This is a genomic window from Parabacteroides sp. Marseille-P3160, from assembly GCF_900162725.1.
In the GTDB taxonomy this organism is placed as follows: domain Bacteria; phylum Bacteroidota; class Bacteroidia; order Bacteroidales; family Tannerellaceae; genus Marseille-P3160.
This window is the reverse complement of record NZ_LT799418.1, coordinates 2298849-2323560: the sequence shown is the minus strand read 5'-3', so window position 1 is coordinate 2323560 and position 24712 is coordinate 2298849. Positions and strand designations below refer to the sequence as shown.

The following is a 24712-nucleotide window of genomic DNA, read 5'->3' as shown; positions in this document are numbered from 1 at the left end:
ACCTGCCATTACCCACTTCGGCAACAACAGGTTTTTATATCCTGACAATGTCAGCAGGTTATCTGTTCCTATTGGTTGGTGGATTATGGATGAGCCGATTGCTGAAGAACAATCTTATGGACGACGTTTTCAATATGGAAAACGAATCGTTTATGCAGGAAACACGGCTATTGCAGAGTGAATATTCCGTAAATCTGCCTACAAAGTTTTGGTATAAGAAAAAAGAATGGCGGGGTTGGATTAACGTGGTAAACCCGTTTCGAGCCAGTATCGTGTTGGGAACTCCGGGTAGTGGTAAATCATACGCCGTTGTTAATCAGTACATAAAACAACAGGTGGAGAAAGGTTTTTCGATGTATATTTACGACTTTAAATTTCCAGACCTTTCTACAATAGCTTACAACCACTTGCTTAATAATCAATTAGGCTATAAAAAAGTTCCTACATTTTATGTTATCAATTTCGATGATCCGTCACGTTCCCACCGATGTAACCCGATTAATCCCTCTTTCATGGATGACATTAGCGATGCTTACGAATCGAGCTATACAATTATGCTCAACCTCAATAAAACGTGGGTGCAGAAGCAAGGCGATTTCTTTGTGGAATCTCCGATTATTTTATTTGCTTCTATTATATGGTATCTACGCATATATAAGGATGGAAAGTATTGCACATTTCCGCACGCAATAGAATTTTTGAACAAACGATATGAAGATATATTCCCTATTTTAACTTCTTATCCTGAACTCGAAAATTACCTAAGCCCCTTTATGGATGCGTGGCTCGGAGGTGCAGCCGATCAGTTGATGGGGCAAATTGCGAGTGCAAAAATTCCGTTATCCCGCATGATTAGTCCGCAGTTATATTGGGTAATGTCGGGCGACGAATTTACGTTGGATATAAACAATCCTGACGATCCGAAAGTATTGGTAGTCGGCAACAATCCCGACAGGCAAAATATTTATGGTGCAGCTCTGGGGCTTTATAATTCTCGTATTGTAAAACTTATAAACAAAAAGGGACAACTAAAAAGTTCGGTAGTCATCGACGAGTTGCCCACAATATATTTCAAAGGTCTGGACAACCTTATCGCAACTGCCCGAAGCAACAAGGTTGCTGTACTTTTAGGATTTCAGGATTTTTCGCAATTAACAAGGGATTACGGAGATAAAGAAGCAAAAGTCGTGATGAATACCGTCGGAAATATTTTTTCCGGTCAGGTTGTAGGAGAAACAGCCAAAACGCTTTCCGACAGGTTCGGAAAAGTATTACAGAAACGTCAGTCTATGACTATCAACCGCAATGATAAATCGACCTCTATCAGCACCCAAATGGATAGCCTGATACCGCCATCGAAAATTTCCAATCTTACACAAGGCATGTTTGTCGGAGCCATAGCCGACAATTTTGATGAGCGTATTGAGCAGAAAATTTTCCATTGCGAAATTGTAGTGGACAATGCGAAGGTAGCCGCAGAAACTAAAGTATATCAATCCATCCCTGTAATTACCGATTTTACAGACGAAAACGGAGAAAATAAAATGAAAGAGCAGATACAACTTAACTACAACCGTATCAAAGAGGAAACGAAACAGATTGTCGCTGAAGAATTACAACGAATTAAGGATGATCCTGCATTGGCTCATTTATTACAACAGGAATAATTTTATACATATATATAATGTAAGAGCCGGATTTTCGGCTCTTTTTCGTTGGAATTATTTCTTTTGTAAAAGAACTATATTAGCTGTGATTGACTCAGATCAGTTCAAAATCCAACTTGAACGCATTCGGATTTACCAACATTTGATAAACCCGCATATCTGGATTTAATTTTCTGGCTAACTGGATTATCTCTTCTTTATCTTCTCGACTGATATTTACGCCCAAATAAAGAGCGGCAAAACACTCGGTACCGATTGTCGGATAGGCGCGAACTTCTTTCCAATCTATCACTTCGTTCTCGTCTTTGAGTTCATAAGGTAGATGCATATTCATACACATCATATGAGGGCCAAAAATAAATATTCTCACCTCTTGTTCGTGTGCCCATTCTTTGCCTTTCGTTAATATCTGATAAAGAAAAAAATCTTTGTTCCCGGTAAAGAAATCTGGTTTCTCGATAATATTCTTATATTCTACCTCATAAGGTGGAAAAACCATTTTTCCAAGCATATAGTTAATGTATTGTTCGATATTTTGAACATCTACTCCGATGCAAACACCCTCATGCTTGTTGTAGTAACTCCACATCAATATTGAATCAAATACTTTTGAAAGACAACAAATCCATGCTTCATCTCTATTTCTTTCGTATGGATTGATTTTTAACGAAATGGTGTCTTCTTTTCCCCAAGGATAGGCTTGTTCGGGAGTAATTTTAGAAAAATCAATAAGTGCTGGATGACAATCAAACGGATCATTAAGTTTTGTGGCGTTGGTAAACTGCAAATTGCTGTTTGAAAGCATTGCTTTTGCGCCATTGATGTCGAGGTATTTATACAACAACCTCTGCTTTTTTTCTTTTGAATTGGTTTTAGCATCCATCATGTGGTATCTCTTATATAATCAAAAGCAAATGGAGAATAGCTGGATTTACCCGTTGTCCCCCTTCTTCTTTTGTAGTTTGTTAATTACGGCATCGACATTGATATTGTGCTGAAATACAAAAACAAAGATACATCTTCTCCACTGAACTGATTTAAATAATCGTAGTTTTTCTTGCTCTCAGCGCCACTCACTGCCAAATCGGAGCCACAAGCGACCACCTGCCTAAAAATCAACAGCTAACATCCTGATTACCGCTACTTTTATTCTGCATTAATAGTGATGCAGAACTAAAAACAGTTTAATCATGGATGAAAAATTAAATCCGAAAGACAAGGTTCTCCTGATGCGAGATGAAGGAGAAGGCAACAAACTCAAAGTCGTGAAAGGCATCGACAAAAAAGGAAAGATTGATGCCATAGACCCCATGAAGGCGAAGCAAAGTGATTTTATCAAAATTGACAAACACGCCGATCCCCTCGAAAACTTTTTCAAAAACTTCTTTAATCAGGCTAAGAATCCCTCACATACGGGATTTTATGCCGTAACAGTTGATATGCTTGATAAAATCCTGCATATCAAAGAAGAAGATTTGGAAAAGTACCGTATTAATCCGAAGGATTACCTGAATAACGAACAGGAACAATCGACTAAGAAAACAGAAAAAGAAGTAGTGACCGAAAAAAAAGACGAAAAAATGGAAGCGACACCAACAACCGAACAAAAGACCGAATTTAAGCAATTCGATACAAGCCGTATTCCTGAAAGCGAGTATCAGAAATACGGCATTAAACCCGAAAATCTGGAAGGCGAACTCAAAGCCATGAGTTACGGGTATAAATCCCCGCATCTTGTAGATATCAATCCTAATATAGAGGGCGTGGACTATCCCATGCAAGCCCGCCTTTCACTGGAGGAACAACCGGACGGCAGCCTGAAATTTACTCCACATCCATATCAGCAACAGGTTGATTTGGAAAAACCGTTTCAGGGGATCATGCTTCCGAACGATGTAAAAGAAAGCCTGTTAGCAACGGGTAACGGTGGCAGGGTGGTAGAACTGGAGCCGATACCGGGCGAAAAAGTACCGTCGCTTATTTCTATTGACAAGCTGACCAACCGATTGGAAGCTGTACCCCTTGATAAACTCACTGTTTCTCAAAATCTGAAAGGCGTTGAACTATCTCCCGAACAGCAACAGGCACTAAAAGAAGGAAAAAAGGTACTCGTAGAGGGAATGACCTCTAAAAAGACAATCGGAACCGATAATCCCAAAAAGTTTGATGCTTATGTTCAGTTCAATGCAGCTAAAGGCGGTTATGATTTTAATTATGACGGATTAGACCGCAATAAGTACCAACAGAACAATAAACAGGAACAGAGCCAGGGCAGAGAACAGCAAAACCAAGTCCGTATTCCTAAAAAACTTTTAGGCGTTGATTTGGATGAGAAACAGCAGAACTCTCTCCGGGAAGGGAAAGCCGTTTATGTTCAGGGAATGGTGAAAGACGGAAAAGGCGAGCCTTTCAATGCCTATGTAAAGGTCAATAATGAAAAAGGCAAACTGGATTTCTTTAAATGGAATCCCGACAGAGCCAAGAAGCAAGGGGCAGAAGTAACTCCTGCCAACGAAAGCAAAACACAAGTTGCTGTCAATTCACAGGGTAAAACCAATGAAGCGACCAAGCACTCAAAAGAACCCCTGAAACAAGGTCAGCAAAAGCCTACCGAGAATCAGAACAAAGAGCAGAAGCAACAGCAAGGAGTTAGAAAGCCTGTGAAAAAATCCACAGGACATAAAATGTAATATCAACCACTAAAAAATCCAATAGTAAATGAACGTTTTGATTGCTGAAAAACCGTCTGTGGCTCAAAGTATTGCAGCCATAGTTGGAGCGAATAACCGCAAGGACGGTTATCTGGAAGGTAACGGATACGCCGTTACATGGGCATTCGGCCACCTCGTAGGGTTGGCAATGCCACAGGATTATGGTATCACAGGATTTCAGGCTGAAAACCTGCCGATACTTCCCGCAGAATTTAAGTTGATACCCCGTCAAATCAAAGACGGTAAGGGGTATAAGAATGACCCCGGCGTGATGAAGCAACTTAAAGTTATCAAAGAGTTATTTAATAAATGCGAACTCATTATTAATTGTTGCGATGCAGGTCGAGAGGGCGAAGCCATTTTCCGCTACATATATAATTATCTCGAATGCACCAAACCTTTCGACCGTCTTTGGATAAGTTCACTCACGGATCAGGCTATCCGGGGTGGATTGGAGAACCTACGTCCGGGAAAGGAATACGACAACCTGTACGCTTCAGCCAAAGCCCGGAGCCAAGCCGATTGGGTTGTCGGTTTGAACGCTACCGGCGCTTTATCAATATCTGCCGGGTACGGGGTATGGTCATTAGGGCGGGTACAAACACCCACACTTGCCATGATTTGCAGCCGTTACCTCGAAAACAAAGAGTTCAAGCCGCAAACTTATTTTCAGGTAAAACTCCATACGGCAAAAGATGCGACCCAATTCGCCGCTATTTCCACAGAACGATTTGGCACCAAGCAGGAAGCAGACGAAATCTTAAACCGTGTCCGTTCCGCAGAATCCGTAAACGTGATAAGCGTTGAGAAAAAAGAAGCTAATCAGGAGCCGCCATTGCTCTACGATTTAACTACATTACAGAAAGAAGCGAACAGCCGGCATAGTTTTTCGGCAGATAAAACCCTGTCGGTAGCCCAGTCGCTTTATGAAGCGAAGTTCATTTCCTATCCGAGAACGGGAAGCCGTTATATTTCCGATGATGTTTTTGCCGAGATACCTGCCCTTATCGGTCAGCTATCCGGTTACACTCCATTCGGCAGTTATGCAAAATCGTTATCAGAAGCATGTCTGAACCAGCATTCTGTAAAGAATACGAAAGTAACAGATCACCACGCCTTGATAATTACCGAAAACATACCGGGCGAACTATCAGCAGACCAACGTATCATATATGATATGATTGCCGTTCGTATGTTGGAAGCCTTTTCGGGTAAATGTACCAAAGAAAACACAAGTGTTTCATTGGATGCTTCGGGCGTTTCGTTTTCGGTCAAAGGCAGCGTTATTCTTATTCCAGGTTGGCGTGCAGTATTGAATGCTCCAGATGAAGAAAAAGGCGAAGACGATGCTCCGGCACTTCCGTCCCTGTCTGATGGTGATGTACTTCCCATTAAGGGAATGGATTTATTGGAGAAGCAAACCAAGCCCCGCCCGTTACATACGGAAAGTAGTTTATTATCTTCTATGGAAACCTGCGGCAAAGAACTTACTGATGAAGCCGAGCGGGAAGCTCTCAAAGAATCGGGTATCGGAACACCTGCCACCCGTGCCGCCATTATCGAAACATTATTTTCCCGTGAATATATCCAGCGTGAAAAAAAATCCCTTGTCCCGACCAATAAAGGATTGGTAGTTTATATGGCTATCCGTGATAAAAAAATAGCGGACGTAGCTATGACCGGAGCATGGGAAAATGCTTTGAATAAAATAGCAACGGGAGAAATGGATGCCGATACATTTCATCGGAGTATCGAAGTATATGCCGCACAGATTACAACCGAATTACTGGAGAAGAAAATCGAAGGTGGCAATACAAGAGAGAACTGCCCATGTCCTAAATGTAAAAACGGTCAGGTAACCATATTCCAAAAGGTAGTCAAGTGTAACAATGAAGGATGCGGACTGACGGTATTCCGGAACAAATCAGGTAAAGACCTGACTGACGGACAACTGAAAGACCTGCTTACCAAAGGCAAGACAGGAGTTATTAAGGGCTTTAAGAGCAAAGAGAATAAGCCTTTTGATGCTGCCGTAACCTTTGACGGCGAATATAAAACCGTCTTTTCGTTCCCACCTAAAACAGGTTTCAACAAGAAACGGAAATAAAAATGTTATATTTGCCACTAAGAAGTTCATACGCCACAGGTTTGATGAGAAATTGTTAAATCAGGTGCTATTGAATTTTTTAGTGGTGGCACTGGGGAGGGATACCCCGGTGCCTTTTGCATATTCAAATCAACAGTTTCCACTAAAAAATTCATAGTAATGAAATACAATTCAAATTTAGAGCCTGCGGAAATGTCGTACTTCCGGCTCAATCTATTATCTTATTTACGTGATTCCCACCCCGACAAAGCAAATGACCTTTCCTTTATCGCCGGACGTGGGGATATGGCAGCCGAAGCATACAGCGAAGCGGTAAAAAGCGGTTTAGACCATATTCAGGCAGCCGAAATCGCAAATGAAGCCTTATTCAAAGGTTTACACTTTTCTCCTTATAATATGATTGTCGAAATACTTTGGAATGAGTTTTTCGACGAAGTTTCTCCGGGTGAAGCCCAGGCAAAGGCAAAAGAACTAATGCCCGAATGTCAGGCGGTATTTGCTAAATACAACCTCAGTGATGATTATGCCGAAACGACAGAGTACCAGTCGCTTTATACAGAGCTTGTCGGCACAATCCTGATACTGCTCGAAAATGAGTTACAATAAGCGAACTCATTTGCATCAGAACATTGATGCAATAAAGTTAGCGTTAAGGCTCGATAAGGAACAAAAGAAGGCAACTCCCAAAGAACGGGAAATATTCGCTAAATATTCAGGGTTCGGAGGAATTAAGGCAATCCTTAACCCTGCCGACAAACCCGAAGATATTGAGCGGTGGCCTAAGTCCGAAATCGAGCTTTTTCCGTTAGTACGGGAACTTCACGAGGTACTCCGTGAAAATTCCCCCACACCGGAAGTTTACAAACGCTATGTCAGTTCCCTGAAAAGTTCTATCCTGACGGCATTTTACACGCCGAAGCCTGTAATTGATGCGTTGGCAGATGCGCTAAAGGATAGGGGAATAACACCGACACGGTTTTTAGAACCCAGTGCCGGAACAGGTGCGTTTATTTCTTCCTTCAAAGAAATCGCACCCGAAGCTAAAGTAACCAGTTTTGAAAAAGACCTGCTGACAGGTAAAATTCTTTCACACCTCTATCCCGAAGATAAAGTAAGGATTGAGGGTTACGAAAAAATGGAAGGACGTTATTCACAGCATTTTGANGAACACCTGCCACCCGTGCCGCCATTATCGAAACATTATTTTCCCGTGAATATATCCAGCGTGAAAAAAAATCCCTTGTCCCGACCAATAAAGGATTGGTAGTTTATATGGCTATCCGTGATAAAAAAATAGCGGACGTAGCTATGACCGGAGCATGGGAAAATGCTTTGAATAAAATAGCAACGGGAGAAATGGATGCCGATACATTTCATCGGAGTATCGAAGTATATGCCGCACAGATTACAACCGAATTACTGGAGAAGAAAATCGAAGGTGGCAATACAAGAGAGAACTGCCCATGTCCTAAATGTAAAAACGGTCAGGTAACCATATTCCAAAAGGTAGTCAAGTGTAACAATGAAGGATGCGGACTGACGGTATTCCGGAACAAATCAGGTAAAGACCTGACTGACGGACAACTGAAAGACCTGCTTACCAAAGGCAAGACAGGAGTTATTAAGGGCTTTAAGAGCAAAGAGAATAAGCCTTTTGATGCTGCCGTAACCTTTGACGGCGAATATAAAACCGTCTTTTCGTTCCCACCTAAAACAGGTTTCAACAAGAAACGGAAATAAAAATGTTATATTTGCCACTAAGAAGTTCATACGCCACAGGTTTGATGAGAAATTGTTAAATCAGGTGCTATTGAATTTTTTAGTGGTGGCACTGGGGAGGGATACCCCGGTGCCTTTTGCATATTCAAATCAACAGTTTCCACTAAAAAATTCATAGTAATGAAATACAATTCAAATTTAGAGCCTGCGGAAATGTCGTACTTCCGGCTCAATCTATTATCTTATTTACGTGATTCCCACCCCGACAAAGCAAATGACCTTTCCTTTATCGCCGGACGTGGGGATATGGCAGCCGAAGCATACAGCGAAGCGGTAAAAAGCGGTTTAGACCATATTCAGGCAGCCGAAATCGCAAATGAAGCCTTATTCAAAGGTTTACACTTTTCTCCTTATAATATGATTGTCGAAATACTTTGGAATGAGTTTTTCGACGAAGTTTCTCCGGGTGAAGCCCAGGCAAAGGCAAAAGAACTAATGCCCGAATGTCAGGCGGTATTTGCTAAATACAACCTCAGTGATGATTATGCCGAAACGACAGAGTACCAGTCGCTTTATACAGAGCTTGTCGGCACAATCCTGATACTGCTCGAAAATGAGTTACAATAAGCGAACTCATTTGCATCAGAACATTGATGCAATAAAGTTAGCGTTAAGGCTCGATAAGGAACAAAAGAAGGCAACTCCCAAAGAACGGGAAATATTCGCTAAATATTCAGGGTTCGGAGGAATTAAGGCAATCCTTAACCCTGCCGACAAACCCGAAGATATTGAGCGGTGGCCTAAGTCCGAAATCGAGCTTTTTCCGTTAGTACGGGAACTTCACGAGGTACTCCGTGAAAATTCCCCCACACCGGAAGTTTACAAACGCTATGTCAGTTCCCTGAAAAGTTCTATCCTGACGGCATTTTACACGCCGAAGCCTGTAATTGATGCGTTGGCAGATGCGCTAAAGGATAGGGGAATAACACCGACACGGTTTTTAGAACCCAGTGCCGGAACAGGTGCGTTTATTTCTTCCTTCAAAGAAATCGCACCCGAAGCTAAAGTAACCAGTTTTGAAAAAGACCTGCTGACAGGTAAAATTCTTTCACACCTCTATCCCGAAGATAAAGTAAGGATTGAGGGTTACGAAAAAATGGAAGGACGTTATTCACAGCATTTTGATGTGATTGCTTCCAATATTCCATTTGGGGATGTTTCGGTATTCGATCCGCTACTTTCCAACCATGAAATACCCGCCGTCAAACAATCAACACAGGCTATCCACAACTACTTTTTTGTAAAAAGTGTTATGTCGGCCAGAGAGGGCGGGATAATTGCCTTTATTACCAGTCAGGGCGTACTTAATTCGGAACAGAATAAACCGATACGGGAATACCTGATGGACACCTGCGATGTGGTTTCAGCTATCCGTTTGCCGAACAACCTCTTTTCCGACCATGCCGGAACGGAAGTCGGCAGTGACCTGATTGTATTACAACGGAACAATAAAAATATCCTACCCAGTCAGCGACAGCAGAATTTTATCGAATCCCGCAAGTTATCCAATGGCATATCGATTAATAACCTGTTCCGTGATTTTAACAGGGTTATACAAACACGTTCCAAAATCGACACCGATCCATACGGTAAACCTGCGATTGTCTTTACCCACGAGGGAGGAATTGACGGCATAGCTAAAGATTTACGGCAAATGTTGAAAGAAGATTTCTCCCAACATTTGGATTTGCAGCGTTATCAATCCCATGCACAGGAAAGTTTGGCACAACTGCAATCGCGGATAGAAGTAACCGAAGCGATTAAACCTGCTATTGAAATTAAACCGGAACAGTCCAAACAACAGCAAACTTATTCAGGTACTCTTTTCGATATGGACGATCCTGCCATTAAAAAAGAACCGACTCCGGAGGCGAAACCTAAATCCGTTACAGAGCAACCATTAATTACGCTCTATGACCTTTTTGGCTTTACCCAAGAGGAACGCAGTCAGGTAAACAAGCCTAAAAAACGGGGTAGAAAATCCAAATCGCAAGCGAGCAAAGCAAAGGAACCGCCGTTTATGGACTGGCGGGAAGAAATGATAGTAAATGCGCATGAGAAAAGGGAAAAGCTGCAACAGGAAACTGCCGCAGCCTATCCCGTATTTGATGCCCGACGGGAGGAACAGTTGGAACGGCTGAAAGAAGAAGCCGAACGGGAACAGCAGGAACGCATGAAACCTGTTCCTTTCCTATTGGAAGATATACCATCCCATTATCGTGAAGGCTCACTTGTTACCGACTCAACTAATCGTATCGGTTATTTGCGTGATTTGGACGGATTTCAGCCGATGTTCCATCCGCTTCAGCTCACCGGAACACAGGAGGCGAAAGCATCCCTTTATATTGAAGTACGGGACACTTATCACCACCTGTACAGCAACGAAGCGACAAAGTTGGAAGCCAATCCTGCATTAAGGGAAATGCTCAACCGACTGTATGATGATTTTACCCGTCGTTTCGGAAACATAAACGATGCGAAAAATCTTAGCCTTATTAAAATGGATGCCGGAGGAACGGAAATTCTTTCTCTGGAACGGTATATAGATGGTAAAGCCGTCAAAGCCGATATTTTCCAACAACCGGTTGCATTTAATCCGAATGAGATTACCCATGCCGATAACGCACGGGAAGCCCTGACCGCTTCACTCAACAAATATGCAACGGTAAATCTTGAATATATAGCAGGGCTTACCGGAGGAACTTCGGATGAAATACTGGAGGAACTGAAAGGACAGATATTTTTTAATCCGATGATAGGCTCTTATGAAATTAAAGACAAGTTCATAAGCGGTAACGTCATTTCAAAAGCGGAACACGTCGAGCAGTATGTAGAAAACCACCCCGACCATGAAGCGGCAAAAGAATCCCTGACGGCATTACGGGAAGCAACGCCCCGCCCGATACCTTTCGAGGATTTGGATTTTAATTTCGGGGAACGGTGGATTCCGACAGGTATTTACAGCAAATATGCTTCACATTTGTTCGATACCAATGTCTCAATTCACTATGCACAAAGCCGTGATGAGTACAGCCTGAAAGCTGACAGCAAAAACGTAAAAATTTACGACCAGTATGCCGTAAAAGCTCAAAGCCGGACATTTGACGGGGTAGCCCTGATGAAACACGCCCTACACAATACCTCTCCCGATATTACCAAGAAAGTTAATAAGGTAATTGACGGGGAAACGGTAGAGGTAAAAGTGCGTGATGCCGAATCAATCCAACTCGCCAACTCCAAGATTGACGAGATACGGAACGGCTTTACCGAATGGCTGAACGAGCAATCGCCGGAGTTCAAAAACCGGTTGGCGGATAAATATAACCGCACATTTAATTGCTTTGTCCGTCCTGATTACGATGGAAGCCACCAAGAGTTCCCCGGATTGGATTTGAAAGGCTTGGGTATTCCCGACCTGTATAAAAGCCAGAAAGATGCCGTCTGGATGGACAAACTCAATGGCGGGGGCATAATCGACCACGAGGTTGGCGGCGGTAAAACCCTGATAATGTGTGTAAGCGCCTATGAGAAAAAACGATTGGGACTGGTAAACAAACCGCTCATTATGGCTCTCAAAGCCAATGTACATGAGATAGCCCAAACTTTTTGTACGGCTTACCCCAATGCAAAGGTTTTATATCCGGGCAAGGAAGATTTTACTCCTGCCAAACGTATGCGGATTTTCAATGAAATGAAAAATAATAACTGGGATGCTATTATTTTAACACACGAACAGTTCGGCATGATACCCCAGTCGCCCGAAATACAGCAACGGATATTACAGTCGGAACTCGATTCAGTGGAAGAAAATCTGGACGTGTTACGGGCACAGGGCAAAGAGATTTCCCGTGCTATGGAAAAAGGCTTAGTCAAAAGGCAATTAAACCTTGAAGCCAAACTGGAGAACGTAGCCCACCAGATTAAAACCCGCACCGATGATACGGTGGACTTCCGGCTAATGGGTATTGACCACCTCTATGTTGATGAATCACACCGATTTAAAAACCTGACCTTTACTACCCGCCATGACAGAGTTGCAGGTCTGGGTAACGCCGACGGTTCACAACGGGCACTTAATATGCTTTTTGCCCTGCGTACCATTCAGGACAGGACGAATAAAGATTTGGGTGCGACTTTCCTTTCGGGTACAACCATTTCCAATAGTCTGACGGAGTTATACCTGTTATTCAAGTATCTCCGCCCGAATGAACTGGAACGTCAGGGTATTACCACCTTTGACGCATGGGCAGCCATTTTTGCCAAAAAGTCGATAGATTATGAGTTTTCGGTGACGAATGAAATTGTACAGAAAGAACGGTTCAGGTATTTTATCAAAGTACCCGAATTAGCGGCTTTTTATGCTGAAATTACGGACTATCGTTCTGCGGAAGATATTGGTATCGACCGACCTGTAAAGAATGAAATCTTGCATAATATTCCGCCTACACCCGACCAACAGGAGTTTATTAAGAAGTTGGTAGAGTTCGCCAAAACAGGTAATGCCGAACTGTTAGGACGTCCGAAACTATCGGAAAGTGAAGAAAAAGCAAAAATGCTGATAGCGACGGACTATGCCCGCAAAATGTCGCTCGATATGCGGCTCATTGATCCTGTTAAATACGGCGACAATGTGGATAATAAAGCATCCCATGTCGCTAAAATGGTATCGGACTATTATAAAAAGTATGACGGGCATAAGGCTACCCAGTTCATCTTTTCCGATTTAGGTACTTACAAGCCCGGACAATGGAACCCATGCTCCGAGATAAAGCGTAAGCTGATGGATGACTACGGAATCCCGGCTCACGAAATACGCTTTATTCAGGAAGCCAAAACGGACAAGGCTCGTAAAACCATGATTAAGGATATGAATGAGGGCAAAATCCGTGTTCTGTTTGGCTCTACCGAAATGTTGGGAACCGGAGTAAATGCACAGAAAAGATGTGTTGCAATCCATCATTTAGATGCGCCCTGGCGACCGTCAGATCTGGAACAACGGGACGGTCGGGGCATTCGCAAAGGTAATGATATAGCCAAATTGTATGCTGATAACAAAGTAGATGTACTTATTTATGCCGTTGAAAAATCATTGGATGCATATAAGTTCGGGTTATTGCATAACAAGCAACTCTTTATCCGGCAGTTGAAAAATAACTCACTGGGTAGCCGTACCATTGACGAGGGCAGCATGGACGAAAAAGGCGGTATGAATTTCTCTGAATATGTCGCTATTCTTTCGGGCAACACCGAATTACTGGAGAAAGCACGATTAGAAAAGAAAATCGCTTCCCTTGAATCGGAACGGCAAGCCTTTATGCGTGGAAAATCATCATCCCGCTATAAGTTGGAAGGAATTATGTCTGATGTGGAGAAGAATAACGGATTTATTAACCGTATATCCAAAGATGTGGAAGCGTTCAATTCACGTGTTCAGCAGGCACCTGATGGCACACGGCTCAATCCTGTGCAGTTAAACGGATTGCAGGGAAGTAACCTGAAAGAAGTCGGCTTAAAGCTCAATGAAATAGCGGATAAAGCCGAAACTTACGGATTATATCAGCCTATCGGAACCCTGTACAGTTTTAACTTGCTTGTAAAATCCGAATCAAGTAACAAAGACGGTTTTATTGTAAAACAGAACCGCTTTTTCGTTAAGGGAGAAGGAGAAATTCTGTATAACTACAATCATGGAGTTATGGCCACCGATCCGAAAACGGCAGCGCAGAATTTCTTAAATGCACTTGAAACGATGCCGAAATTGTTGGAAAGGTACCAGGCAGATAATGAAAAACTGCAAAAAGACGTTCCGGTACTCAAAGAAGTAATCGAAGGTACTTGGCGCAAGGAGCCGGAACTGAAAGTTTTGAAAGACGATTTGATTAAGTTAGACCGTGAAATCCAACTTTCACTTACCCCAATCAGTGAAACCGAAGGACAGGCGGAAAGTGTACCTGATAAGACTGTTTCTACCAACAATCAGAACCAGTCGCAAGGTAAATCCGAAGCATCAACTGTTCAGGATGCACCATTGCCCAATACTTTGCAAGGAGTAAAAGAAATAATGGGGGACAGGCTTATTATTGCATCGGTGGGCGGTAGTCCGCCGAAAGTGGAGAAGAAGGAATCATCTAAAAATTTCAAATTGTAAGAGTAAAGCCCGTTCCTGTCATCACGACGGTACGGGCTTTTGATTAACATTAAAAAATCAATATGAACATAAAAGAAATCGAAAACAAAAGTTCTTACGGCTTTTTATTATTGCCCCTTTTCTTGTTAAAGTTTTCCCGGATAAAGATATGTACATCGCTTTCTTTATAGTAGGTCTTATGGTAAACTGTCTGGAAAGGCAGTTCACCTGTACTACGATAACGTTGCAAGGTGCGCTTGCTTACATTAAGCAGCATACATAAATCCTGATTATCAAGCAAAATTTCTCCGTCCAACATATTTCTTCTTTGGCTCATTTTTTCAAGTTTTTTGTCTTGCCTGTCGAAGCGATCCATAATTCGCTCCATCCATGCTTCAAAATTTTCTTTATCTATATACATAATATTCCATTTTTAGATGATATGCCCTATCATAAAGTAGTTTTGATTGGACGGATCTTTTATTATTATTTCTTTTTCTCGCATATATTTAATGTAGCTTTTGGCTGTGCGTTCTTTTACATCCATTATCTGTTGGATGCGGTCGCACAGCTCTATATAGGTCAGATGCCTTTTTGTATCAAATATTTCACGGGCAACCGTCGCCAGTTCTTTCTCTTTTCGTTTTTCTTTTTCCTCCCGTGGCTTTTCTCCGATATATATGTGCATACCCAATTCTTTATCCCATGAAAATTGCATTAATGGAACGTCGAGAGGGCTGCCGTCCCTTACTTTGAGCGCTTTTACTACCGATATGGACGGATCGCTGTCAAGTTCTATACTAAGGATTGCAGCAGCTTTGCGTTGTAGCTCCGAACCAAGATGCCCCCGCAATTTCAAGCCATTGGGTACATAATGAAGTACGCATACGATACAAGTGCGGTATATTCCCGCCAACCGGTATAATTCGTCCATAATCCTGATGCTTTCCACTTCATCATTTGCCGATGATACTAAATCTGCTATCCCGTCAATAACAACCAAGCGAATGCCCTCATATTCGTAATGGTATTTATCCATACTTTGAACAATGGCTTGCAACCGCTCTTTCCGGGACATTCCGGTAAGGGAGAAAGCCCGTAATTCTTCCGGTTTTTTTTCCAGTTTAGCACGTTTCAGAAGATTTGATACATTTTTGAAAAGTTGTACTTCCGATTGTTCCGTATCATAGAGCAAAACCGCTTTATGGTCGGAATTATCCCGCACATCAACGCCTAACGTATCTATTGGACGATTGTCGTTTCTTATCGAACCTGCAATCAGGGCGGCAACATAGTTACTTTTTCCTGTACCCTCGCCACCGGTAATACAAAGTATATTACCCTGTGTGCCCAGTGGTACGTCGCCGGCAGATATAACTTCCTCTGCTTTTGCCGGAGGATTGTTAAAATCAATTTCGCACGATTTCAGCATGGTCATTGTTTCGTTATATAGGTTATCAAGAAAATCGAGAAATAGTTGCCGGAACTCTTTCCGGCTATTGCCCTTACTGAAATAGTCGGTTATATCTTTGTCTTTTTTCTCTCCTGATAGTGGTAGTACAAGCCGTTTAACGCCATATTCGGATAATGCTTTTTCATGCTTTACCGCACTATCCGTTCCTGTTTTGTCCGCATCGTAGAGTAGTACAATATGTTTAAAGCGGAACGTCAGTTTATAAATAATCCCTGCCGGGATTGTAGAAGTTTCACTATTAAAGCAGATAGCGTGGAATCCGTGAGCGGCAAGTGTCATCACGTCTTTTTCTCCGCCAGAGATGAACAATGTATCTCCTTTGGCGGGTAATTGCTCCAGTCCGAAACAGTAATTCTCTCCGATATTACCACCATACAAGAAACGGACTTCCGAAAACGGACGGTAAATCTTCACATGCCTTTTACCCATATATCCGAAAATCGGTTCATTTTCTGATGAAGTATAATAAAATGGCTTATTGTCTTTATTTTCACTCCTGAACTCTTTTAGTGATACTGTTTTGTATAGTTTAAGTATTTCAGGGGTAATGCCTGACTGCATCCAAAAATCCAATTCTTTTTGGGTGAATTTTTGTTGAAGAATATTATACGGTTTGTTTTTTTGCGGTTCCGGTGGAGCCTGTTGCTTGTTTGATGCGATTGGCGGAGTATGTGAGTAATCTGAATCACTCAATCCTAACGCCATATCCCTGTTTATGGTCTTTAATATTTCTACAAAGTCGGCACCATTTCCACAATTCAAGCCTTTTAGTTTTCCAACAAAAAAGAAGCAATCACCACTATAATCGTCATTGCCGAAATCCTTAATCTTATACACTCCATTGCGACGGTCAAAATACACATTACATGACGCTTTACGGTCTTCATACAAGGGATTGAGGAAATTACGCCCTGTTTTCCATTGGACTGGTATATAATGCTTGAAAACATCAAGACCGTTATTTGTTCGTCTTAATAGTTCGTCTTTGTTGAGCATGATATTTATGATTGTTTATAAGGTCATTCATACATTCATCAGTACTGCGGATTCTCTTTTCAGTAAGCATCCGTTTTATTTCTGCAATGGTATAATATGATTTGCCGGAGATAATAGAATAAGAAATCATCCGGTTACTGCGTAAACGTTGAAGTGTACGTTCACTGATTTTGAGGAAAGTGCAAACTTCGTAACTGTCCACCCACATTTCGTCTGGATCGGTAGTATCATCATCCTGATGATCTATAACGAATTTCGCTATGGCATTGATTTTAGATACTAAATCTTTGTATGCTTGGGATTCTATTGTTATGACATCCATAAATGCAACTGTTTGATTTGCTGCAAAGTTGGGAAGTCGAAAAATACTTTTCTGCCAACTTGGTTGATGTTTTTTTTGAGTTTTTTTGACGAGAAATCAACGGTTTTAGTGGATTTTGAATAGGTAGGATAAAGGCAAAAAAAAACTACCAAGTTGGTAGTTTCTATGAAAAGAAAATCTAAGAAGAATCGTCTTCGTCTATTCGTCGTAAGAGATTCTCTATAATTATTTTTAAATATTTAGCCCGTTCCATCTTTCTATCCTTTATTGATATATATGTTCTGTAATATTCTCCTAAGTCAACATTGAACAAAGTTTCTAATCCTATCATTATTTCTTTAATATCGGCTTTTCCTCGGTTTACATATTTACTTGAATCAAATCCATATCCTAATTCTACTAAAGCGATTAATGGCCCCGTCCATTTTAGATCACTGACCGGAAATGAAGATCTATTTTTATTTATTATAATTTGTTTTTCTATCTGATGCATTTTTTTATTGAGATAAATGCGCAGCATTTCATTACAGATAATTTTTGCTACTTTATAATCATATCCGGTTGAAAAATACTTATCCATTATAAAGTGAACGCTGTCTATGCAAAGTTTATACGATTTTTTCTTTCTCAGAAAATAATGTTCGTCTAAATATGTTGATTTTGACCTGTAGTATTGGTAAAAATCTATGTTCCGTTCAAAAAAATAAGTAAGACTCTCTTGTTCATTTTCATAGTAACTTTTTAATGTATCATTACTTCCATTTGGACATTTTAATTCAATTGTGTGTACTTTATTGAAATATAGCAAAAACCCTAATACTTCGGGTTTGATTTCTTTAAAAAAACATATTTCATCAGATGAATCGATTGAGTTTAAAGAAAGAAAATAACTTCTCATTTTTTCCAAACAATCATTCAAGAAATTTATCATCGATTCAGCTTCTTCTATGGAAATATTACAACTTTCCATATCAACCATTTCCAATTCTGTATGTACTACTTTTAATATTTCTGAATTATATTCTTTCATTTTAAAATTCGAAAGATTTAAATTTAAGCATATGAAAGCCAAAAATATACCTGTAATATAATTTTAGTTTTATTATTAAAAACGTCAAAATTATGATAAAGCACACCGACATATATACTCCAATTTATCAGGTTATTTCATATGCCGGTGTGACACTTAACAGAATCAAATAAAAACAATTAAAATTTCCATCAGGTAATGAATAAATAGAATTTATTTCATTCGCAACATTAATGCATTTATAGCGACTATCACTGTACTGACGGACATTAGCACAGCTCCTATGGCTGGACTAAGGATAATACCTACAGGAGCGAGAACTCCTGCTGCCAATGGTATAGCGATAATATTGTACCCTGCTCCCCACCATAGATTTTGTACCATTTTGTTCGATGTGTTCTTTGCGAGCGAAAGAAAATGAATAATGTCATACGGATTGCTTTTTACCAATATCACATCTGCCGAATCTATTGCAACATCTGTTCCGGCGCCTATAGCCACGCCAATATCTGCGCGAGCCAGAGCTGGGGCATCATTCACCCCATCACCCACCATCATAATAGTTTTACCTTTATGTTGGTATTCCAAAATAACTTTCTCTTTGTTTTCAGGTAAGAGGGAAGCAAATACATCGTTAATACCTACTCGTTCGGCAACAGACTTTGCAGAGGCCTCATTATCTCCTGTTAGCATGACTGGGGTAATGTTTTCTTTATGAAGTTCCTCCACAGTCCGTTTTGCTTCCGGTTTAATCTGATCACCTTGAGCTATTAAGCCTGCAACTTCATTATTGATTAAAAGGTAGCTTATGGAATTACCTTTTCCTGCCAAGTCATTAAACAGGGATTTATCATATAGTATTGCGTTTTTATCCAGATATGCAGCAGTGACAATCTTCGCTTCCTGCCCACTTACTGTACCCGATAGACCTGTTCCGCTTATCAGAGTTACATTTTCAGCCTTTGGTATATCTGTTTTGTACTCTTTAGCCTTATCCAAAATACCCACTGCCAACGGATGATTAGAATGCACTTCCATTGCCGCCATTGTTTTCAGTATATCTGCATCACTCCATCTATCCGAAAGACTTTTTACAACAGAAACGCGGAAATTCCCTTCAGTGAGTGTACCCGTTTTATCCATAGTTACAACGGATATATCCTTTGCTTTTTCCAATGCATTGCGGTTGCGGATCAGCAGGCCATGTGTAGCTCCCAATGATGTGGAACGAGCAACGACAAGTGGTATCGCCAGTCCTAAAGCATGTGGGCAGGCAATAATAAACACTGTTACCATCCTTTCCAATGCGATATTTATATCTTTGTCGATAATATACCAAACAATAAATGCAGTGATACCTACTATCAATGCTATATAAAAGAGTCCTTTGGCTACTTTATCGGAAATGGATTCCGCTCGTGATTTTTCTTGTTGGGCTTGTCCTACTAGTTTCATCACCTGTGCCAAATAACCCGATTCGCCTGTGCCTGTCACTTCTATTACGATAGAGCCCGAACCATTGACCGAGCCGCCTATTACGGTTGTTCCTTCGTTTTTCTTTATGGCTTTGGCTTCACCGGTTACCATTGATTCATTAACAGATGTTTCACCGGATATAACTTTCCCGTCGGCAGGCACTTTTTCTCCTGCCTTTACCATTACATGCTGCCCTTCCTGTATTTGTTGAAGAGGAACATCATTAATACTTCCGTCAGGTTGTACCAGATGCGCACTTCCAGGCAACAACTCAGCCATTTTCTGTAATGCGTTTCCTGCATTACCGACCGCCTTCATTTCTATCCAATGACCGAGTAACATAATAACAATCAGTGTCGCCAATTCCCAAAAGAAATCCATTCGGTGGCCCGGCACTTGCAGAATGTAATTGCTAACAAAAGCGTACACACTGTATATGTAAGAAACAGTGATACCCATTGAAATCAATGTCATCATGGCCGGATTTTTCGTTTTTAGTTCACCTATAGCTCCAGTGAGGAACGGCCATCCGCCGTAAAAGTATAGGAATGAAGCTAACAACAGCACTACCCAATATGAACCTTCGAACGAAAGGGTAAAAGGTAGTTTCATCCCCATCATGGGGGAAAACAGAATAATCGGTATTGCTACGATAAGGGAAATCCAGAATTTCTGTTTAAGATTTCCCATATGTGCCATATGTCCTCCTGCATGGTCATGATTTTGGTGGCCATGTTCCAATGGTATAGACATACCAGTATGGTCATGCCCTTGATGCATACTGTTCATTTCTACATGATCAGGGTTATTATTATGTGACACATTTTGAGCAATTTCTATAGTATAATCGCCAACTTTCGATAAGGCATCCTGCAAAACTTCCGTAGGTATGTGTTTATCCATCCTGATGATGGCTACCGGAGGATCAAGAGTAACAGTTGCATGAATGCCTTCAATCGCATTCAGTGCTTTTTCCACACTGGAACGGCAATGACCACATGTCATACCGCCTATTGTATATGTATGTTTCATGTCTGGCTTCTTTTTATAAGAGGAATGCTCAATCGGAGCATTCCCTTTAAATATAATACTCGCATATCCCGGTTATTTATTTACCGTTTAATATATTTCTAACAGGATTTACCTGTATTTACAACAGCCGGGTAGGGCATTATACGTTTTTTTATCTGTTTTATCCTTCTCTGTATCATGTCCCACTTTAGCAATAGCCTTACTTATTGCCTCAATAGACGTTTTCTTTTCGTCAAAGTTAAGGTGTAGTTCTTTCGTCTTTTTATCCCAAATAGCTGAAGACACGCCTTCCACACTTAATGCGGCAGTCTCAATGCGTTTTTTACACATATCACACTTACCCTCTACTTTGAGCATAGCATGGGCATCTTTCACCGCCTCACTTTTTTCATGTTGATGATGTCCTCCATGTCCGGCATGTATTGTATCTTTTTTTTGCAGGCTATCCTGATTGTTAGCATTAAGGCTGTTTACCGATAAAAATGTAATCGCTGCTATAAACAAAATTATTTTTTTCATTTCATTTTTATTTTAATTGATTAATCATTTGTATTTATTTTCTGTATTTGCAACAGTTAGGCAGTGCATCATATGTTGTCTGGTCAGCCGTATCCCTATCCGTATCATGTCCGACTTTGGCAATCGCCTTACTGATGGCATCCATATTTGTTTGATGTGGATCGAAATTCAGGTGTAGTTCCTTTTTTTCTATATCCCACATAGCTGAAGATACGCCTTTGACACTTTTGGCTGCGGTCTCTATCCGTTCTTTACACGTTTCACAAAGTCCCTGTACGCCCAACATGGCATGTTCATCCTGATGATGTTCATTACCCGATTGAGCCACCGTTTCCGTTTTGGCAGTATCATTACTTGATGCGTTTTTTGAGTTGCACGCACTAAAAGACAGGATGCCTAATCCCAATACTATAACTAAAACATACTTCTTCATTTTATTCTGATTTTAAATTATTAATATTCCATTATTTCTATTTTCTATATTTACAGTAATCGGGGAATGCGTCATAAACTACTTTAGTAGCTTTTTTATGCGTTCCTTAGATATTTCACATAGTTTCTGCACATTTATCATGGCATGTTACTTCTGCATAGAAGACATATCATGTCCTTCATGCCCAGTTGAAGTTTCGGATTGGTTTGTACCTGATGAACCACCCGACATATTGTGACCTTCGTGTCCAGTAACAGGACGGGATGCTTCGGTATTCATCATGCTGCGTTTTCCTTCGAGTTGCGCACTGGCATCAATAGTAAAGGCTCCGTTAGTTACAATCTCATCTCCTTCATTTACACCCGAAAGCACAACATACGAATCGCCGAGTGAAGGGCCGAGTTCAATTTCATGCAGCATAAATGCTGGAGACTGTGTATTCGGCTGTTTCACATAGACAATCGAACGTTTCCCTGTCCATAACACAGATGATTTTGGTATGACAACTTCATTATTGAATTGTTTCAATGGGGCTTTGATAATGGCATTGGCATACATTTCTGGCTTTAATTGCATACCGGAGTTGGCTGTTTCTACCCGAATTTTAGCTGTACGGGTCGTTCTATCCAATATCGGATCAATAAAGGATATTCGGCCTGTAAATGTTTTACCGGGTACAGCCTGTAACGTAAAATCAATTTTATCCCCGACTTTAAGGAAGGGCAGATCTACTTCATAGGCATCGAACATAGCCCATACTTGTGACAGGTTGGCTATATCAAAAAGGACACTACCTTGATTAATATAATCTCCTTGGCTCACTTTTTTACTTACTACAATACCGCCAGTATTGGCTTTTATTTCCACCAATGCAGATACATTACCCGATTGCTCTACCCTTGCTATCTGTTCATCTGTCAATTTCCACAGGCGCAGTTTTTCACGTGCCGCCTGAATTAAGGCAGGTTGTACTGATTGCATTTTAGCAGCTTCCAATAATTCCTGTTGTGCACTTAACAATTCGGGAGAGTAAATTGTAGCAATTGTTTGCCCTTGCTTCACACTTTCTCCGGTAAAATTGATAAAGAGTTTTTCAATCCGTCCACTGACATGGGATGTCTGTGATTGTGACAATCGTTCATCAGCTTGTATCGTACCATACAACTGAATGTCTTTTATCGGATTTTGGCGGCTGATTACAGTCGTTTGTATATTAGCCAGAGCGGCAGCTTCTTTTGACAATTGAATTGCTTTTGGGTCAATCGCCTCATCAGCGCTATCTGACGTTTTCAACGGAATCAAATCCATACCGCAAATAGGGCATTTACCAGGTTTATTTTGCCTTATTTGTGGGTGCATGGCACAAGTCCAGATTTGTTCTGTACCTTCCTCGTGTACATGCTCAGTTACTTCATTATGATTATTGGATGAGCCTCCGAATATCAGCCATCCGATAAATAGTCCTGCAATGAGTATCAATCCGTACTTGATATAATTATTATTGATTATCTTTTTAAATTTATTCGTTTCCATAATATGTGTTATTTACGTTTTGTTCTGTATCCTTAAATGAAATCAGCTTTTGGATGGATGCCACCATTGTATTGTAACTTGCGACTGCTTCGGCTTTTTTGAGTTGATAATCCAACAGTTGCCGTTGAACCTGTATGACATTGGTTAGATCGCTTTTTCCTGCAACAAATTCCTGTACAACCAAATTGTAGGTTGTTTCAGCAAGGTCTGACTGTTTTTTATAAAGCGAAATTTTACGGGAAGCATCATCCAATAGGTGCTTTGTCTTATATAATTCAGATTCTATCGCATTGTAAGTATTGGCGTACTTCTCTTTACTGGCTTGCCACCAAAATTTACTTTCGCGTTGTTGTGCCTTATACTTGTTACGATAAAGTGGGATACTAACTGAAATCATCGGCATAATCATATCCTTTCCGTTCATATCGCCCATTCCAAACATCGGATCATCCGTTTTTTTATTAAGCATATATTGTACTCCAATACCGAACATTGGATAACTCATCTTTTTATCCATTTCGGCTTTAGCTTTATAGGCAAGCCCTTCTTCATTAATCATTCCCAGCATAGGGTTCTGATCACTAATCTTTGTCATAGCTTCAGGATCGAAAAGGAATGAGAGTTGCTCAAAGGCTTCGGGTATTTGTATTTCGCTGTCGGCGGAACGGTTCAGTAAAGCATTGAACTTTACTTTTTCCGCTTTTATTTCCGAAAGAATACTTTCTATATTATTATCCAATTCAGCTATTTCCAACTGGATACGTAATACATCGGACATACCTCCCGAAGCCGAGTTACTCATACCTGATGACATACTACTACCTGAACTGCCCATCGAAGACATACTTGTACTCTGAGTGGTTGCTTGAGAACCAGCTGAAGACATACCGCTTCCCATCGAGGACATACTACCTCCACTTCCAACCGGAGGTGTACTGGTCGGCTGGGTTGGGGCAGAAATTGAGTACCCTGCTCCTGAACCAGCTGATGGAGACGAAAATTTACGCAACGCTAATTGTTCCAACTGAGTCAGCAGGGCTTTATTATCCCTGTTATTCATTAATTTCTGTTGAAGGCTGCAAAGGATAAACCACTGAGTGTATATTTCCAGATAAAGGTTATCCCTTGTTTCACGGAATTTTTCGAATGACATTTTTGCCATATGGGTGGCTTCGGTCTGTGCAGCTTTCTTTGTACCAAACCATGGGAACATCTGCATCAGTTTGAACTCGGCAACTTGTTTTCCTCCGATAATATCCATCGGTTCAAGGAAAAAGCCCATTTCAAGTTCAGGGTCTTGATAAGCTCCTGCTTGTGGGATTTTTTGCAGCGATGCCTTATAAACCATAAAATCGGCTTTAACACCGGGGTTATTTGAGGCTGCAATTTTGAGATAATGGCTAAGCGAATCAGCAGTTTGTGCTGAAACTGCACCGGTTGCCATTATCATCATTAATAGCATTGTTAAATATTTGATTCTTATTGTTGTCATAATACAATCTGTTT

15 protein-coding genes and 2 pseudogenes are annotated in these 24712 nt (G+C 40.9%); 7 read left to right on the top strand and 10 right to left on the bottom strand.

Annotated elements, in window-relative coordinates:
• Window positions 1–1667, top strand: a 1667-nt coding sequence (mobC, locus tag BQ8014_RS09215; RefSeq protein WP_080904108.1) for a conjugal transfer protein MobC, incomplete at its 5' end; no start/stop codon positions are given.
• A 94-nt stretch (window positions 1668–1761) separates the two neighbouring features.
• Here mobC and BQ8014_RS09210 read toward each other — a convergent pair.
• A complete protein-coding gene (locus tag BQ8014_RS09210) occupies window positions 1762–2553 on the bottom strand; it encodes a DUF2971 domain-containing protein (RefSeq protein ID WP_006844376.1) in 792 nt (263 codons plus the stop codon).
• 304 nt (window positions 2554–2857) lie between these two features.
• On the opposite strand from BQ8014_RS09210, the gene BQ8014_RS09205 reads away from it, so the two are divergent.
• From BQ8014_RS09205 to BQ8014_RS09175, 6 genes and pseudogenes are all read left to right on the top strand, one after another.
• Window positions 2858–4357: a DUF3945 domain-containing protein gene (locus BQ8014_RS09205; protein ID WP_006844377.1), complete on the top strand. Its 1500-nt coding sequence runs from the start codon at window positions 2858–2860 to the stop codon at window positions 4355–4357.
• A 28-nt stretch (window positions 4358–4385) separates the two neighbouring features.
• A complete protein-coding gene (gene topB / locus BQ8014_RS09200; protein ID WP_006844378.1) occupies window positions 4386–6485 on the top strand; it encodes a type IA DNA topoisomerase in 2100 nt (699 codons plus the stop codon).
• Window positions 6486–6644: 159 nt separating this feature from the next.
• On the top strand, window positions 6645–7091 hold the full coding sequence (locus BQ8014_RS09195; RefSeq protein WP_006844379.1) for a DUF1896 family protein: 447 nt from the start codon (window positions 6645–6647) through the stop codon (window positions 7089–7091).
• Window positions 7092–7652: 561 nt separating this feature from the next.
• A pseudogene (locus BQ8014_RS09185) lies at window positions 7653–8225 on the top strand (topoisomerase C-terminal repeat-containing protein); the annotation flags it as partial.
• A 159-nt stretch (window positions 8226–8384) separates the two neighbouring features.
• Entirely contained in the window at window positions 8385–8831 is a 447-nt protein-coding gene (locus tag BQ8014_RS09180) for a DUF1896 family protein (protein ID WP_006844379.1), read from the top strand.
• Complete coding sequence (locus tag BQ8014_RS09175) at window positions 8818–14412, top strand: N-6 DNA methylase (protein WP_006844380.1); 5595 nt, start codon at window positions 8818–8820, stop codon at window positions 14410–14412. Before BQ8014_RS09180 ends, BQ8014_RS09175 begins: the two co-directional genes overlap by 14 nt.
• Before the next feature lie 94 nt (window positions 14413–14506).
• On the opposite strand, the gene BQ8014_RS09170 is transcribed toward BQ8014_RS09175, so the two are convergent.
• The 9 genes and pseudogenes from BQ8014_RS09170 to BQ8014_RS09130 all read right to left on the bottom strand — a co-directional run bounded on the left by BQ8014_RS09170 (window position 14507) and on the right by BQ8014_RS09130 (window position 24698).
• On the bottom strand, window positions 14507–14812 hold the full coding sequence (locus tag BQ8014_RS09170) for a helix-turn-helix domain-containing protein (protein WP_006844381.1): 306 nt from the start codon (window positions 14810–14812) through the stop codon (window positions 14507–14509).
• Window positions 14813–14824: 12 nt separating this feature from the next.
• A complete protein-coding gene (locus BQ8014_RS09165) occupies window positions 14825–16861 on the bottom strand; it encodes an AAA family ATPase (RefSeq protein WP_006844382.1) in 2037 nt (678 codons plus the stop codon).
• Complete coding sequence (locus BQ8014_RS09160) at window positions 16824–17183, bottom strand: helix-turn-helix domain-containing protein (protein WP_006844383.1); 360 nt, start codon at window positions 17181–17183, stop codon at window positions 16824–16826. Before BQ8014_RS09160 ends, BQ8014_RS09165 begins: the two co-directional genes overlap by 38 nt.
• 178 nt (window positions 17184–17361) lie before the next feature.
• Entirely contained in the window at window positions 17362–18213 is an 852-nt protein-coding gene (locus BQ8014_RS09155) for an RteC domain-containing protein (RefSeq protein ID WP_006844384.1), read from the bottom strand.
• 213 nt (window positions 18214–18426) lie between these two features.
• Window positions 18427–20721, bottom strand: coding sequence for a copper-translocating P-type ATPase (locus BQ8014_RS09150; protein ID WP_006844385.1), 2295 nt, complete (start codon window positions 20719–20721; stop codon window positions 18427–18429).
• 108 nt (window positions 20722–20829) lie between these two features.
• On the bottom strand, window positions 20830–21240 hold the full coding sequence (locus BQ8014_RS09145; protein WP_006844386.1) for a heavy-metal-associated domain-containing protein: 411 nt from the start codon (window positions 21238–21240) through the stop codon (window positions 20830–20832).
• 34 nt (window positions 21241–21274) lie between these two features.
• The gene (locus tag BQ8014_RS09140; RefSeq protein WP_006844387.1) at window positions 21275–21673 is read right to left on the bottom strand and encodes a heavy-metal-associated domain-containing protein; all 399 of its coding nucleotides are present in this window, start codon (window positions 21671–21673) and stop codon (window positions 21275–21277) included.
• An 81-nt stretch (window positions 21674–21754) separates the two neighbouring features.
• A pseudogene (locus BQ8014_RS09135) lies at window positions 21755–23206 on the bottom strand (efflux RND transporter periplasmic adaptor subunit); the annotation flags it as partial.
• Complete coding sequence (locus BQ8014_RS09130) at window positions 23193–24698, bottom strand: TolC family protein (protein ID WP_080904105.1); 1506 nt, start codon at window positions 24696–24698, stop codon at window positions 23193–23195. The pseudogene BQ8014_RS09135 and the gene BQ8014_RS09130, both read right to left, overlap by 14 nt.
• Window positions 24699–24712: the final 14 nt, after the last annotated feature.

Coding starts and splice junctions, on each gene's coding strand:
- BQ8014_RS09145 (WP_006844386.1), bottom strand. CDS start 21,240: ATGAAAAAAATAATTTTGTTTATAGCAGCGATTACATTTTTATCGGTA.
- BQ8014_RS09180 (WP_006844379.1), top strand. CDS start 8,385: ATGAAATACAATTCAAATTTAGAGCCTGCGGAAATGTCGTACTTCCGG.
- BQ8014_RS09175 (WP_006844380.1), top strand. CDS start 8,818: ATGAGTTACAATAAGCGAACTCATTTGCATCAGAACATTGATGCAATA.
- BQ8014_RS09205 (WP_006844377.1), top strand. CDS start 2,858: ATGGATGAAAAATTAAATCCGAAAGACAAGGTTCTCCTGATGCGAGAT.
- BQ8014_RS09195 (WP_006844379.1), top strand. CDS start 6,645: ATGAAATACAATTCAAATTTAGAGCCTGCGGAAATGTCGTACTTCCGG.
- BQ8014_RS09130 (WP_080904105.1), bottom strand. CDS start 24,698: ATGACAACAATAAGAATCAAATATTTAACAATGCTATTAATGATGATA.
- BQ8014_RS09165 (WP_006844382.1), bottom strand. CDS start 16,861: ATGCTCAACAAAGACGAACTATTAAGACGAACAAATAACGGTCTTGAT.
- BQ8014_RS09160 (WP_006844383.1), bottom strand. CDS start 17,183: ATGGATGTCATAACAATAGAATCCCAAGCATACAAAGATTTAGTATCT.
- topB (WP_006844378.1), top strand. CDS start 4,386: ATGAACGTTTTGATTGCTGAAAAACCGTCTGTGGCTCAAAGTATTGCA.
- BQ8014_RS09155 (WP_006844384.1), bottom strand. CDS start 18,213: ATGAAAGAATATAATTCAGAAATATTAAAAGTAGTACATACAGAATTG.
- BQ8014_RS09140 (WP_006844387.1), bottom strand. CDS start 21,673: ATGAAGAAGTATGTTTTAGTTATAGTATTGGGATTAGGCATCCTGTCT.
- BQ8014_RS09210 (WP_006844376.1), bottom strand. CDS start 2,553: ATGATGGATGCTAAAACCAATTCAAAAGAAAAAAAGCAGAGGTTGTTG.
- BQ8014_RS09150 (WP_006844385.1), bottom strand. CDS start 20,721: ATGAAACATACATATACAATAGGCGGTATGACATGTGGTCATTGCCGT.
- BQ8014_RS09170 (WP_006844381.1), bottom strand. CDS start 14,812: ATGTATATAGATAAAGAAAATTTTGAAGCATGGATGGAGCGAATTATG.